Origin of the sequence: Streptococcus parasanguinis (genome assembly GCF_015556095.1) — a bacterium.
Lineage (GTDB): Bacteria > Bacillota > Bacilli > Lactobacillales > Streptococcaceae > Streptococcus > Streptococcus parasanguinis_Q.
In genome coordinates, this window is the sequence record NZ_JADNLT010000001.1 from 223,822 (window position 1) to 237,760 (window position 13,939).

General features: G+C 39.3%; 14 protein-coding genes. 12 read left to right on the forward strand and 2 right to left on the reverse strand.

Annotation, left to right across the window (positions count from 1 at the left end; all coding sequences use genetic code 11):
• Positions 1-39 precede the first annotated feature (39 nt).
• Positions 40-1,422, forward strand: a complete 1,383-nt coding sequence (locus I2E70_RS01125) for a polysaccharide deacetylase family protein (protein WP_195423027.1) — start codon at positions 40-42, stop codon at positions 1,420-1,422.
• A gap of 42 nt (positions 1,423-1,464) precedes the next feature.
• Here I2E70_RS01125 and I2E70_RS01130 read toward each other — a convergent pair whose 3' ends face one another.
• Both I2E70_RS01130 and I2E70_RS01135 read right to left on the reverse strand, forming a co-directional pair.
• Positions 1,465-2,550, reverse strand: a complete 1,086-nt coding sequence (locus I2E70_RS01130; protein WP_195423029.1) for a DEAD/DEAH box helicase — start codon at positions 2,548-2,550, stop codon at positions 1,465-1,467.
• On the reverse strand, positions 2,547-3,527 hold the full coding sequence (locus I2E70_RS01135) for a Gfo/Idh/MocA family protein (RefSeq protein WP_195423031.1): 981 nt from the start codon (positions 3,525-3,527) through the stop codon (positions 2,547-2,549). The genes I2E70_RS01130 and I2E70_RS01135 overlap by 4 nt, the downstream gene beginning before the upstream one ends.
• Positions 3,528-3,629: 102 nt before the next feature.
• Here I2E70_RS01135 and I2E70_RS01140 point away from each other — a divergent pair, with 102 nt between their 5' ends.
• The 11 genes from I2E70_RS01140 to I2E70_RS01190 all read left to right on the forward strand — a co-directional run bounded on the left by I2E70_RS01140 (position 3,630) and on the right by I2E70_RS01190 (position 13,929).
• Positions 3,630-4,364 (forward strand): glycosyltransferase family 2 protein, encoded by a 735-nt coding sequence (locus I2E70_RS01140; protein WP_049522879.1) that lies wholly within the window; start codon positions 3,630-3,632, stop codon positions 4,362-4,364.
• A 1-nt stretch (position 4,365) separates the two neighbouring features.
• A complete protein-coding gene (locus tag I2E70_RS01145; protein ID WP_049472006.1) occupies positions 4,366-4,701 on the forward strand; it encodes a DUF2304 domain-containing protein in 336 nt (111 codons plus the stop codon).
• On the forward strand, positions 4,691-5,968 hold the full coding sequence (locus tag I2E70_RS01150; RefSeq protein WP_065426856.1) for a lipopolysaccharide biosynthesis protein: 1,278 nt from the start codon (positions 4,691-4,693) through the stop codon (positions 5,966-5,968). Before I2E70_RS01145 ends, I2E70_RS01150 begins: the two co-directional genes overlap by 11 nt.
• Entirely contained in the window at positions 5,952-6,734 is a 783-nt protein-coding gene (locus tag I2E70_RS01155; protein WP_049472004.1) for a glycosyltransferase family 2 protein, read from the forward strand. Before I2E70_RS01150 ends, I2E70_RS01155 begins: the two co-directional genes overlap by 17 nt.
• A gap of 98 nt (positions 6,735-6,832) precedes the next feature.
• Positions 6,833-7,807, forward strand: a complete 975-nt coding sequence (locus tag I2E70_RS01160; protein WP_231065236.1) for a glycosyltransferase family 2 protein — start codon at positions 6,833-6,835, stop codon at positions 7,805-7,807.
• Between the two features lie 56 nt (positions 7,808-7,863).
• Positions 7,864-8,790, forward strand: a complete 927-nt coding sequence (locus I2E70_RS01165; RefSeq protein WP_195423033.1) for a glycosyltransferase family 2 protein — start codon at positions 7,864-7,866, stop codon at positions 8,788-8,790.
• Positions 8,791-8,855: 65 nt separating this feature from the next.
• Positions 8,856-9,707 (forward strand): dTDP-4-dehydrorhamnose reductase, encoded by an 852-nt coding sequence (gene rfbD / locus I2E70_RS01170; RefSeq protein ID WP_023026990.1) that lies wholly within the window; start codon positions 8,856-8,858, stop codon positions 9,705-9,707.
• A gap of 106 nt (positions 9,708-9,813) precedes the next feature.
• A complete protein-coding gene (gene cps2T / locus I2E70_RS01175) occupies positions 9,814-10,962 on the forward strand; it encodes a beta 1-4 rhamnosyltransferase Cps2T (RefSeq protein WP_195423035.1) in 1,149 nt (382 codons plus the stop codon).
• Positions 10,959-11,900: a glycosyltransferase family 2 protein gene (locus tag I2E70_RS01180; protein WP_195423037.1), complete on the forward strand. Its 942-nt coding sequence runs from the start codon at positions 10,959-10,961 to the stop codon at positions 11,898-11,900. Before cps2T ends, I2E70_RS01180 begins: the two co-directional genes overlap by 4 nt.
• A complete protein-coding gene (locus tag I2E70_RS01185; RefSeq protein ID WP_003003247.1) occupies positions 11,900-12,706 on the forward strand; it encodes an ABC transporter permease in 807 nt (268 codons plus the stop codon). Before I2E70_RS01180 ends, I2E70_RS01185 begins: the two co-directional genes overlap by 1 nt.
• Positions 12,706-13,929: an ABC transporter ATP-binding protein gene (locus I2E70_RS01190; RefSeq protein WP_049482481.1), complete on the forward strand. Its 1,224-nt coding sequence runs from the start codon at positions 12,706-12,708 to the stop codon at positions 13,927-13,929. Before I2E70_RS01185 ends, I2E70_RS01190 begins: the two co-directional genes overlap by 1 nt.
• Positions 13,930-13,939 lie beyond the last annotated feature (10 nt).

Genomic DNA, 13,939 nt, shown 5'->3' on the forward strand with positions numbered 1-13,939 from the left:
AGGAATGTTTTTTCGAGAGAAATTTGCTATAATAAAGTTATGAGATTCAAACACACGAAAACTATTTTATTAATCATTATAAATCTCCTTTTTCTGAGTCTTTTGTATATCGGGTATCAAAAGATTCAAAGGCTTCGTGAACAAAAAGCCTATCAGGATCAGTTTGCCAAGGTCACCCAATTAGAGAAAAGCTCTGACAAAGGGAAAGATGTTCAAGTTCAGGAAGGGATTTTAGGAACTTCTTATGTGACGGCTTATTATCCTACCAAAGATGGACAGCCTGTTGAGATTGTGAAAGAGAAGATCCAAGAAGACCTTCAGCGTCTAGGATCGGATGAGAAAACCAAGGAGCCAATGCATTTGACCTTCTACCATAGTGAAGAAGCAGAAGCGCCTTTTGTTGGTTATCACCCTATCCAAATCAAACGGGCTGAATACCAGTACAAAAAAGGGAAATTCATCAAAGATGAGACGGTGAAGTTGCCCCTCTTTTACTTGGATGATGATAGTAACCCTTTGACCCTCAGCCAGGTTTTTGCGGATCCAGATGGAGCCAAACAGATCTTTTTGGAGGAATTACGGGGGAATCTAGCCTTTCGTCAGCTGGACGAGGAAAGCATTGATCAAATGGTTGCCCACTTCTCAGAGTTGGATTTGAGCCAATGGGAATTCCAATATGAAAAAGGAAATTTCACCATTCCATTTCCAACCAAGGTTAAAGGAGACGATACCTTCACTGTTCCCTTGTCTAAATTCTACGACGTGATTGATACAGAGCGCTTGCTTCCTGATGATCTAGCTTCTTATGAATCCTATATTGAAGAACGCCACCGTAAGATGATTGCCCTGACCTTTGATGATGGACCAGATCCAACCACGACTCCTCAGGCGCTGGCCATCTTAAAGAAATACAATGCCAAAGCTACCTTCTTTATGGTCGGAAAAAATGTCAGTGCGAATCCGGATATTGCTAAGCAAGTCCGCAAAGAAGGTCATCAAATCGGGAACCATACCTGGGATCACCCTCAATTGCCAAAATTGAGCTTGGATAATGCCAAAAAAGAGATCTTGGATACCCAAGAAGCTATTCAAAAAGCGACAGGTGTGCAGACCAAGATTACCCGTCCTCCGTATGGGGCCATCAATAACGCTATCCAATACGGTGTCGACCAATCCTTCATCATGTGGGATGTAGATAGCCTAGATTGGAAGACACATAATACGACGGCTATTCTCAATGAAGTGAAAAAAGAAGTCAAACCGGGTTCGATTATCCTCATGCATGATATCCATCAAACCACGATTGACGCTCTACCGACCGTCCTTGACTACCTCAAATCACAAGGCTATACCTTTGTAACGGTGGATGAATTGTTGGATTATCAACTTGAAAGTCATCGCATTTATTACAATGGAAATTAACATAAAAATCCTCTGCAGTTCATTCACTAGCAGAGGATTTTCTTATTCATTTAAAAAGAGTTCGGAATTTTTTAAAACCAGTTCACGGACAGAAGCGTATTTTTTTATGGATTTGAGTTCTTCTGGGTGGGTGATAAAGGTAATCACATAGCCATCACGCCCCATTCGTCCTGTACGACCGGCACGGTGGGTATAGGTCTCTACATCACGAGGAATATCGTAGTTAATCACACACTCAAGATGTTCAATGTCGATTCCACGAGCGACCAAATCGGTGGCAAGCAAGAGGGTCAGCTGATGGTCTTTGAAGCGTTCCAGAATGACCTTGCGGTATTTGACATTGACATCACTGGCGAGCGATACGGCTTCGACACCCCGGTATTGTAGTTTTTCTTCAGCACTACCCAGATCAGATAGGCTGTTGAAAAAAGCCAGACCACGAAAATCTTCGACGTAGGCGAGTTTGCGGAGCAATTCGACCTTATCCCGCTTATCCACTTGCATATAAAAATGTTGGATATTGTCCAAAGAAACTCCATCAACCGAAATGCGAAGAGTATTTTCTTCTAGCTGGTCTGGATCGACCTTGGCTGTGGCGCTCATGTAGATATATTGGTGGTCACGGGGAGCATAGTGGCTGATCTTGTCGACGAAGTGGTACTGAGAATCGCTCAGTAATTGGTCGAATTCATCTAAAATGATGGTTTCCACATTCATCATTTTGATCTTTTTCAGCTTGATCAGTTCAAAGATCCGACCAGGCGTCCCAACCAGGATTTCGGGTCCTTTTTTGAGGCGTTCGATTTGCCGTTTTTGACTGGATCCTGAAAGGAAGAGTTGTGTCTGGAGACAGAGAGGCTCTGCCCATTGTTTGGTGACATCAAAAATTTGTCCAGCCAATTCTGTATTTGGGGCCAAGATCAAGAGCTGTTGGGCCTTCTTCGGTTTGACTTTGAGTAAGCTCGGAAAGAGATAGGCCAGGGTCTTTCCCGTACCAGTGGGACTGATGCCGAGGACATTTCCTCCTTCATAGATAGGGGCGAAGATTTGCTCCTGAATGTCAGTGAAGGTATCAAATCCAAGTGTTTCTAACTGGTCTTTCCAGCTTTGTGGAAATTGTTCTTTCATTCTTTTTCATCCTTAAATTGTATTCCAGCGCTTTGACGCATCTGGTAGAGGGTTTCATGGACCTGCGCAGCTGTTTGTAACCATTCAAGATAAGCAGCTGGCTTTTGATGAGCGATGGCAAGGGCAAAGGCTTCCGCCTCTTCTTGCATTTGGTGTGGGCAGGACTGGATCGGAAGGTCGATGACTTCACCAGAATGGCTGACAAATTGGGCCTGGTTAATGGCTGCCACAGCATTGAGAGTTAGTGTTCCAGTCTTGGTGTAGATTTCAGCAGGTAGATGGCTGGTGATATTTTTCCCCGCCTGAATGGCAACCTGAAAATCTGGATAAATCAAGACACCTTGACCATAGAGATCAACCGAATTGGGTAATTGCTGAGCGGTGTAGTGGCTGGAGATTGGAGCTCCAAAGAAGCCGATCGCCAAGTAGAGGCAGTAGACTCCCAGATCCATCAAGGCTCCACCTGCATAGACATCTGAGAAAATATTGGGCATCTCACCTGCAAGAAGGGCCGGCAATTTAGAAGAATATTTGGCAAAGGTGAAGTTGGCGCCCAGTATTTCCTGGTTAGAGAGGAAGTTTTTAACTACTTGAAAGGCTGCTTCTTGATAATTTCTGGCAGCTTCAAAGAGATAGACCTGGTGCTCATTAGCGAGCTTGACCAGTTCCTTCCATTCAGAAGGTTTGGTCACAGCCGGTTTTTCAATGATGACATGCTTCTTGGCTAGAATAGCAAGCTTGGCCTGAGCGAAATGAAGGGAATTGGGGCTAGCAATGTAGACCACATCCAGCTCACTGTCTAAGAAGTCGATGAAATCCGTGTAGCAAGAGATCGCCCCATAAGGCTCACAAAACTCTTGAGCCGTCTTCATCTTTCTCGAATACACAGCCTGCAAGTGATAGTGGCCCGTCTGATGAGCAGCTGTAATAAATTCATGTGAAATCCAACTCGTACCAATAATTCCCAGCTTTAACATAAGGTGTCCTTCCGTCATCGATTCACTCTATTATACCATGAAAAGGGGGAGGGGACAGTATAAAGTAGAAAATATGCACTGATTATTGTATAATGAAGTGATATGCTTAGAAGGGAAAACATAGGATTGAGAAATTCAGAATTACTGATCATTATTCCTGCTTATAATGAGAGTGGAAATATTGAAAAAACAATCAAGATGATTGAAGAACATACACCTGAATTTGATTATGTCATTATCAATGATTGTTCTACAGATCATACACTTGAAATTTGTCGCAATAACAACTTTAACGTTATCGATTTACCGATTAATTTAGGAATTGGTGGTGCTGTTCAGACTGGTTATCAATATGCAGTTAAAAATGGCTATCAATATGCTGTTCAAGTGGATGGAGATGGTCAGCATAATCCTGAATTTATCAGAAAGATGCTGCAAGTCCTTCAAGAGAAGAATGTGAACATGGTGATTGGCTCTCGTTTCATTGAAAATCAAGGTTTCCAATCCTCCTTCGCGCGACGGATTGGAATTTCATTTTTTGAAAAATTAATTAAGATTTTAACCGGTCAAAAGGTAACAGATCCTACATCAGGATTGCGGGTGGCCGATCGAAAAGTGATTGAAGAATTTGCTAAACAATATCCAAGTGATTATCCAGAACCAGAGACGATTGTGTCCCTCTTAACCTCAGGTTATTCCGTTGCAGAAGTACCGGTCTTGATGAACGAGCGAGAACACGGAGAATCATCGATTACATTCAGTAAGTCTGTTTACTATATGATCAAAGTGACAATGGCAATGCTATTGGCTAGAATTGGTGGAGGATATAAGAAATAACATGTTAAATATTTGGTTAACCCTTATTGTAATTATTTTTATCGTTTATATTCTACGCCTAGTTGCAAAGAAAGTCGTTGAACTGAGAAATGTCATTTCTTGGCTCATTCTTTGTTTGCTATCGTTGCCAGTCATTTGGTTTCCTAATTTGATTGGAGCAATATCTTTATTTCTTGGTATTCAAACGCTAAGTAACTTTATTTTTTTATTAAGTACATTTTTATTAATATTTTTAATTTTTTCATTAACTCGTACTGTATCAAAACAATCAGTACAGATTAAGAAATTGTCACAAACGATTGCTTTATTAAGAAGTGAGAATGAAAATGAACAATAAAGTAAATAGGAGTATTTATTTTTGGAATTTTGCAGGAAATATAGCAGCAGCTGCAGTCTCAATATTGTATTTGATTATTGTCTCTCGTTATACTTCTGCAAGTGATGCTGATAATTTTAGTTTGGCTTATGCAATTGGAAACCTATGGGTTGTCATTGGTATTTTTCAAGTTAGAAATTATCAGGCGACTGATTTGAAAGAAACGTACTCGTATTTGGAATATTGGCTAACTAGGGTTATTACAGTTTGTTTAATGTTAGTTTCACTATTTCCGTATTTATTTTTTAGTGGAAATAATGTTGGAAAAGGGGATTTATTTTTAATTATCATCCTAACAGTTATTTATCGTTCATGTGATGCTTTTTCTGATTTATTCCAAGGATTATTTCAACAACATGAACGTTTAGATATTGCAGGGAAATTAATGGTGCTTCGTTATAGTTTAAGCACAATCATTCTCCTAATTAGTTTGTTACTTTCAAATTCTTTAATTTTTTCTTTAATTTGTTTATGTTTTTTTAATGTTCTTTTTGTTTTTGGGGGTGATTACATCCAATCCAAACAAATAAGAACGATACCTTTTAATCAGATTTCATCTGCTACATTTAAGCGATCAATTAGCATCATGAAAACTTGCCTTCCATTGTTTGTCAACGGCTTTTTATTGGTATATGTATTGAATTATCCAAAACAAGTGATTGATAAATTGCTAGTAGAGGGCGTATTACGTGAAGGTGCTCAAAGGGATTTCAGTATTCTATTCATGCCTGTTTTCTTTATGAGTTTATTTGTATTAGCACTAAGACCGTTAATAACCGATTTGGCAAAACAATGGTCAGAAAAAAGATTTTATACATTTAATGCTATGATTCGTAAGATTTTATTATTGCTTATGATTTTGGGACTAGTAGTATCAATACTGGCCTATTTGATAGGGATTCCTATTTTGAATATTATAAGTGGTATTGATTTATCAAATTATAGTTTATTACTTACTATTTTAGTGCTTTCCGGCTTTTTATATTCTATAGCTTCTGTCATAGGTGATTTTTTAATTATATTGAGGAAACAAGTCTATCTACTCTATGTTTATGTCGCAATGGCGTTATTGACGAATATTCTTACGCCTATAGCGATGAGGGAGTTTGGCTTGTTTGGAGCAGGGCTTAGTTTTGTTATTGTTATGTTGTTTTACACCATTGCTAGTTGGATTGTCTTTGTAATTATGAGAAGGAAGGAGATTCAAAAATATGAATCAGTGGAATGATCATACATTTGTAATCTGTGCTTATGGGGATAGTCCTTTTTTAGAGGATTGTATAAACTCGTTATTAAGCCAAACCGTAAAAAGTAATATCATTTTGTATACTTCTACTCCAAGTGTATTTATCGAAAGTATTTGCCAAAAATATGCCATTCCGTTTAATACAACTGTAGGTGGCGGGATTGGGAAAGATTGGAATAATGCTTTATCTTTTGTTACTACCCAATATGCTACAATAGCCCATCAAGATGATTATTATGAGCCAACCTATTTAATGGAAATTCAAGAGAGGATAAAGAAGCATCAAGATGCTATCATTCTTTATTCTGATTATTTTGAAGAAAAAAATGGAGAGGTCATTAAACCGACTTCAAATCTAAAAATCAAATCATTAATGTTAAAAACAATCTCATTATTCCCTAAAACTAAGTGGTGGAGAAATCGGATTCTTGCTTTTGGAAATCCAATTTGTTGCCCTGCTGTAACTTATAATTTAGAATTGGTTAAGGGCTTTAGATTTGATGAGGAATGGAGAGTTAGTCTAGATTGGCTTGCCTGGTACCATTTGGCTAAATTTGATGGCAGATTTGTATATGTTCCAAAGAAATTAATGTGTCATCGTATTCATGAAGACTCTGAAACGAGTAATACCATTAGTGACAATACTCGAACAAAGGAAGATTACATGATGTTTAAACTCTTTTGGCCAAACGGATTAGCGAAATGTTTAAATCGTTTTTATAAAAAGAGTCAGGATACGAATGGTTAAAGATTGCGTGCTCGAGGTTTGATAAAAATATAAAAGTTTGAATATCTTAATTATTTGCAAAACTATGGGTTCTATAAAAATATATAAAGGATAAGATTGTGAAAGAAGCGCCTAAGATTAGTGTCATTATTCCAGTATATAATGCAGAATTATATCTCAAAAGATGTATAGATTCCGTTTTGAATCAAAGTTTTAAATCATTTGAAATTATTGCAATTGATGATGGTTCAAAGGATAATTCGTTTAAAATATTGAATGAATACCAACAATTTTCTCCAAATATTAGAACTTTGAGTCGAGAAAATAAAGGTGCAGCCTATACTAGAAATGAAGGCATCAAGCTTGCAAAAGGTGAATTCATCATGTTTATCGATAGTGATGATTATATAAACCCAGATTACTTGCAGGTGTTTTATGATGAAATATCAAGTGGGATAGATGATGCAGTTATTGGTGGTCTTCAGAGAGTAAACCAAGATGGTAAACAACTATTTTCTATCCAATTGGGTAAAGATAAATGGTCGAAATATAGATCGATTTCACCATGTGCTCGCATCTATAGAAAAAAATTTTTAGTAGATCACGAACTTTCTTTTCCAGATATTCCGCTGGCTGAGGACTTGTTATTCAGCTTAACGGTATATACAAAATCTGAAAATATAAGAACTATCCCATATTGTGGATATAATTGGTTTTATAATGAGAATAGTGCCTCTAATACATTAAATAAAGGATTTAACCCAAATTTGGATATCAAGAATGTACTTGATAAAATTGCAGCGATTATCCCTAAAGATTTTTCTGAAACTAAATTAATTAAATTTTTTATAAAAAAATTTACTCTTTATTGGTTATTGGACGGTGGGAGACATTCTACAAGTGCAGAGTTTTTACGTCAATATAAAGAAATTAATGATTGGATCAGGATAAATGGAATGAAGTCCACTCTTTCTGTTTTTGATCGAGAAATTAGAGATGAGAGGTTTATGGTTAAACTAGCTATCTTTACAATGAACTTGATTGAAAAGCTCGGTTTATTAAAACTGTTTGCAAAACTGTATTGTAAAGGGTAGTTAGAAGATATACAGTTTACTGATAAGTTAGTAGCAGATGTTAATAGGAGCAATGAATGGTTATATCAGTTGTAGTCCCATGTTTTAACGAAGAAGAATCGATTCCATTATTTTATCGAGAAATGGAACGTGTTCGGATGAAGATGGGAGAAAAGTTTGAATATATTTTTATAAATGATGGCTCTTCAGATGGTACGCTATCCGTTCTTCGAAAGCTACATCTTACAGATTCAAATGTGCACTACCTTTCTTTTTCTCGAAATTTCGGAAAAGAGGCTGCACTATATGCTGGACTTGAGCGTGCTAGTGGTGAATACGTGACCGTCATGGATGTAGATCTGCAGGACCCTCCGGAGTTATTGATCGAAATGAAGCAGAAGTTGGAGGAACAGCCGAATTTAGACTGTGTCGGAACGAGACGCGTAACCCGTGATGGGGAACCACCGATCCGCTCTTTCTTTGCACGGATGTTTTATAAATTGATCAATCATATTAGTCAAGTGGAAATGGTTGACGGGGCGCGTGATTTTCGTTTGATGCGTCGTCCTATGGTCGATGCGATTCTTGAGCTCTCGGAGTACAATCGTTTCTCAAAAGGAATTTTTGCTTGGGTAGGATTTGAGACAGAATACCTCGAATATAAAAATGTAGAGCGCGTGGCAGGAGAGACGTCTTGGAATTTTTGGTCCCTCTTTAAGTATTCGATTGAAGGGATTGTCAATTTCTCGGATGCCCCATTAAACATTGCCTTTATTGGTGGGCTATTATCTTGGATTTTGGCCTTTATCATGATGATTTTGATTGTAATCCGTACCTTAGTCTTTGGGGATCCTACTTCAGGTTGGCCATCCCTTATGACAGTGATTCTTTTCCTGGGAGGGTTCCAATTATTGACCATTGGGATTTTAGGGAAATATATCGGTAAGATCTTCATGGAAACCAAGAAACGTCCAATCTATGTTATCAAAGAGAAAAGCAAGTAAAAAGCAGAAAACTTCTGCTTTTTTTGCTATAATGATAGGGAAAAAGCATTTGAAAGGAATTTAACATGATTTTAATTACAGGTGCAAATGGTCAACTTGGAACGGAGCTTCGCCATTTGTTAGATGAACGAAATGAAGAATATGTAGCTGTTGATGTAGCTGAAATGGACATCACAAATGCAGAGAAAGTAGACGAGGTCTTTGCGGAAGTCAAACCAACCTTGGTATATCACTGTGCTGCATACACAGCTGTTGATGCTGCTGAAGATGAAGGAAAAGAGTTGGACTATGCCATCAACGTGACTGGTACGGAAAATGTAGCAAAGGCATCTGAAAAACACGGTGCAACCTTGGTTTATATCTCAACAGACTATGTTTTTGATGGTAAAAAACCAGTGGGACAAGAATGGGAAGTAGACGATCAACCTGATCCTCAAACAGAGTACGGTCGTACCAAACGTATGGGGGAAGAATTGGTTGAGAAGCATGTGTCTAACTTCTATATTATCCGTACAGCTTGGGTCTTTGGAAACTACGGTAAGAACTTTGTCTTCACCATGCAAAATCTTGCGAAGACTCACAAAACACTTACAGTCGTCAACGACCAACATGGTCGTCCAACCTGGACACGTACTCTCGCAGAGTTTATGACTTATTTGGCTGAAAATCGTAAAGAATATGGTTATTACCACTTGTCTAACGATGCGAAAGAAGATACAACTTGGTATGACTTTGCAGTTGAAATCCTCAAAGATACGGATGTAGAAGTGAAGCCAGTGGATTCCAGCCAATTCCCAGCTAAAGCGAAACGTCCACTGAACTCAACGATGAGCTTGGCTAAGGCTAAGGCTACAGGGTTCGTCATTCCAACTTGGCAAGATGCCTTGAAAGAATTTTACAAACAAGAAGTGAAATAAGATCAATAGAAGCGACCCTCAAGGGTCGCTTTTCTGTTTGGATTAGGCAAAAAGCCTAGAAAATGATATAATTGAAAAGACTGTGAATGATTTGAAAGGGAACTCTATGCAACATGTTTTTATTATCGGAAGTCGTGGACTTCCGGCTCAATATGGCGGTTTTGAGACTTTTGTGGACCAATTGGTTTCGTATCAAGTGTCTCCAGATATCCAGTACCATGTTGCCTGCCTTTCTAATGATCAAGCTTTTCAACATTTTGACTACAAGGGTGTCGATTGTTTTACCATTAAAGCCCCTAAGCTTGGGCCTGCGCGTGTCATCGCCTATGATATGATGGCCATCAACTATGCCTTGAAGCTTATTAAGAAACAAGGAATTGAACAGCCGATTTTTTACGTCTTGGGCAATACAATCGGAGCCTTTGTGGCGCCTTTTGCGCGCAAGATCCATAAGATAGGCGGACGATTTTATATCAATCCAGATGGACTGGAGTGGAAGCGGGCCAAGTGGGCTAAACCGATCCAAGCCTATCTCAAGTATTCTGAAAAGATCATGACGCGCCACGCAGATTTGGTGATTTCTGACAACCCAGGAATCGAGTCCTATATCAAAGAAGCCTACCCTTGGTCCAAGACGACCTATATTGCCTATGGGACGGACTTATCTCCGACCTTCCTGACCAGTCAGGATAGGAAGGTCAGAGAACTCTATCAGAAATGGCAGACACAGGAGAAAAACTATTACTTGATTTTGGGTCGCTTTGTTCCAGAAAATAATTACGAGACTGCCATTCGTGAATTCATGGCCTCTTCTACCAAGCGGGATTTGGTAATCATTTGTAACCATGAAGACAATCCCTATTTTGAAGAGCTTCGAGCTCGAACGGGCTTTGATCAGGACCCACGTGTAAAATTTGTAGGAACGGTCTACGATCAAGACCTGTTGAAGTATATCCGTAAAGAAGCCTTCGCCTATATTCATGGTCATGAAGTGGGAGGAACCAATCCAGGTCTCCTAGAGGCTCTCGCTCAGACGGATTTGAATTTGGTTTTAGGTGTTTCCTTTAACCAAACGGTCGCAAAGGACACAGCCCAATATTGGACCAAAGAAACTGGGAATTTGGCGCATTTGATTGACCAGGTTGATTCTTTAGAAGATGTATCTGAATGGGGTCAATTAGCCAAGGCCAATATGAAGCATAACTTTACCTGGGAAAAAATTGTAGGTGAGTACGAGGAATTATTCTTATCATGAAAGTAAATATCTTGTTGTCCACCTATAATGGTGAACAGTATCTAAAAGAGCAGGTCAAAAGTATCCAAGACCAGACTTATCAGAACTGGCAACTCTTGATCCGAGATGATGGATCAACAGATGGTACGGTAGAAATCATTCAAGAGCTGGTGGCTCAGGATGAGCGTATCCACTTTATCAATCAAGGAGCCATCGAAAATCTGGGTGTCATCAAGAGTTTTCACACACTCTTAAAATATGAAAAGGCTGATCTTTATTGCTTTAGTGACCAAGATGATGTCTGGCTTCCTGAAAAGATTGCCCTACAAGTGGAAGAAGCAGAGAAACATCCGCAAGAGGAGCCTTTGCTGGTCTACACAGATTTAAAAGTGGTCGATGAAAACTTGAATGTGCAGCACGAAAGTATGATTCGCACCCAGTCTGATCATGCCAATACGGAACTGATTCAAGAATTAACAGAAAATACGGTAACTGGTGGAGTAGCCATGATTAACCATGCCCTGGCTGACTTATGGACAGGTCAAGAAAAGCATGCGCTTCTCATGCATGATTGGTACCTAGCATTGTTGGCAACTGCTTTTGGGAAGCTCATCTATATTGATCAACCGACAGAGTTGTACCGTCAGCACAGTAGCAACGTTCTGGGGGCTCGAACCCTAAGAAAACGGGTTAAAAACTGGGTTCGCCCTCATATTTTATTTGCTAAATATTGGAATCTTATTGAGTCCAGTCAAGAACAAGCAAAAAATTTATTGGATCTGCCAGTCAGTCCCCAAAATAAAGAAATTATTGAGAACTTTGTGACCATCATGGACGTATCGCTAAGAGAACGTTTGAGACGGATTCGTCAGTATGGTTACCGTAAGAACCGAGCCTTTCACACCTTTGTGTTTACTAGCTTGATTCTGACAAAGTTTGCATATCGAGGTAAAAAATAATGTTTGACGTTTTTAGTCAGAAAAATCGAATTTTATTACGAGAGTTAATTAAAACGGACTTTAAATTACGCTACCAAGGATCAGCGATCGGTTATCTTTGGTCGATTTTAAAACCCTTGATGACTTTCACCATCATGTATATTGTCTTCATCCGATTCTTACGCTTGGGTGGAGATGTGCCCCATTTCCCAGTTGCCCTCTTGTTGGCCAATGTAATTTGGGGCTTCTTCTCAGAAGCAACCTCCATGGGGATGGTGTCGATTGTTAGTCGAGGCGACCTGTTGCGGAAGTTGAACTTCTCCAAACACATCATTGTCTTGTCCGCAATTTCAGGAGCAGCCATTAACTTTGTCATTAACCTGGTTGTGGTCTTGATTTTTTCATTCTTTAATGGGGTGACATTCTCTTGGACAGCTTTGATGGTCATTCCGTTATTCTTTGAATTATTCTTGATGGCGACAGGATGCGCTTTGATTTTAGCAACATTTTTTGTTCGTTTCCGTGACCTAGGTCAAGTCTGGGAAGTACTCCTGCAAGCTGGCTTATATGCGACGCCAATTATCTATCCGATTACCTTTATCGCAGACCGCAATCCATGGGCTGCTAAGTTGGTCATGATGAATCCTTTGGCTCAAATTATTCAAGACATGCGTTACTTCTTGATCGATAAGGCCAATACCCCTGTCTGGCTTTTAGTGGAAAATAAGTTCTTGGTTCTGATTCCTTATGTCTTGCCCATTCTTATTTTTGTCGCTGGCTTTGCTTACTTTAACAAACATGCTAAGAAATTTGCGGAGATTCTCTAATGACAGATAAACAAATTGCAGTAAAAGTAGATCATGTCAGCAAGTACTTTAAGTTGCCAACAGAAGCAACCAATAGTCTTCGAACTGCCCTGGTCAATCGCTTCAAAGGAATCAAAGGATACAAAGAACAACATGTTCTTAAGGATATTTCTTTTGAAGTAGAAAAAGGTGATTTTTTCGGGATCCTCGGTCGAAATGGTTCTGGGAAATCGACTCTCTTGAAAATTATTTCTGAAATCTATGTGCCAGAAAAAGGTACCGTCACTATTGATGGAAAACTGGTGTCCTTTATCGAGCTTGGAGTGGGCTTTAACCCTGAACTGACTGGTCGAGAAAATGTCTACATGAATGGAGCTATGCTGGGCTTCTCAACAGCTGAAATTGATGCCATGTATGATGACATTGTAGACTTTGCTGAGTTGCATGAATTCATGAACCAGAAACTCAAGAACTACTCATCAGGGATGCAGGTTCGGCTGGCCTTTTCGGTCGCGATTAAGGCCCAAGGGGATATCTTGATTTTGGACGAGGTCCTCGCAGTAGGAGATGAGGCCTTCCAGCGCAAGTGTAACGATTACTTCCAAGAGCGGAAGAAGTCAGGGAAAACCACTATCCTGGTTACCCATGATATGGGAGCCGTCAAGAAGTATTGTAACAAGGCTGTTTTGATTGAAAATGGATTGGTGAAGGCTTTAGGGAGTCCAGAAAATGTTGCCAATCAGTACAGTTTTGATAATACAGCTCCTTTGCAACAGGGAGGAGAAGCTAATGGAGCAGGCAATTCCAACCAGGAAGAAAAAGTCTTGGTAGAAAATTTTCAGCTTCAGTTGTTAAGCTCAAACAAATTACGTCCTCAAGATCCTATTCAGTTCCAGATTGATTTTGATGTTCGTGAAGATATCAGGACCTATATCGCTCTGTCTTTAACGGATATTGATCGGAACATTTGGATCTACAATGATAATTCTATGAATCAACTGATGAGTGGAGCTGGACATAAAACGGTTCATTATACTTGTTCACTGCCAACTGTAAATGACTTAAAAATGAAATTGGAAGTGACAGTAAGGGATGAGGAAGGGCAGATGTTGGCCTTTTCAGATGCCACCCAGACTCCACTGATCTTTATCAATCGAGATGATATCGCTTTGGATGATAAATCAGCAATGGATTCGGCAAGTGGCTTAATCCAACGCAATGGAACATGGTCAATGACTGACTAGACTGAGGGAA

Bases quoted from the DNA above. Each gene is read 5' to 3' on its own strand.
- I2E70_RS01165 (WP_195423033.1), top strand. From the start codon at position 7,864: ATGGTTATATCAGTTGTAGTCCCATGTTTTAACGAAGAAGAATCGATT.
- I2E70_RS01185 (WP_003003247.1), top strand. From the start codon at position 11,900: ATGTTTGACGTTTTTAGTCAGAAAAATCGAATTTTATTACGAGAGTTA.
- I2E70_RS01145 (WP_049472006.1), top strand. From the start codon at position 4,366: ATGTTAAATATTTGGTTAACCCTTATTGTAATTATTTTTATCGTTTAT.
- I2E70_RS01155 (WP_049472004.1), top strand. From the start codon at position 5,952: ATGAATCAGTGGAATGATCATACATTTGTAATCTGTGCTTATGGGGAT.
- I2E70_RS01150 (WP_065426856.1), top strand. From the start codon at position 4,691: ATGAACAATAAAGTAAATAGGAGTATTTATTTTTGGAATTTTGCAGGA.
- I2E70_RS01140 (WP_049522879.1), top strand. From the start codon at position 3,630: ATGCTTAGAAGGGAAAACATAGGATTGAGAAATTCAGAATTACTGATC.
- I2E70_RS01130 (WP_195423029.1), bottom strand. From the start codon at position 2,550: ATGAAAGAACAATTTCCACAAAGCTGGAAAGACCAGTTAGAAACACTT.
- cps2T (WP_195423035.1), top strand. From the start codon at position 9,814: ATGCAACATGTTTTTATTATCGGAAGTCGTGGACTTCCGGCTCAATAT.
- rfbD (WP_023026990.1), top strand. From the start codon at position 8,856: ATGATTTTAATTACAGGTGCAAATGGTCAACTTGGAACGGAGCTTCGC.
- I2E70_RS01190 (WP_049482481.1), top strand. From the start codon at position 12,706: ATGACAGATAAACAAATTGCAGTAAAAGTAGATCATGTCAGCAAGTAC.
- I2E70_RS01180 (WP_195423037.1), top strand. From the start codon at position 10,959: ATGAAAGTAAATATCTTGTTGTCCACCTATAATGGTGAACAGTATCTA.
- I2E70_RS01125 (WP_195423027.1), top strand. From the start codon at position 40: ATGAGATTCAAACACACGAAAACTATTTTATTAATCATTATAAATCTC.
- I2E70_RS01135 (WP_195423031.1), bottom strand. From the start codon at position 3,527: ATGTTAAAGCTGGGAATTATTGGTACGAGTTGGATTTCACATGAATTT.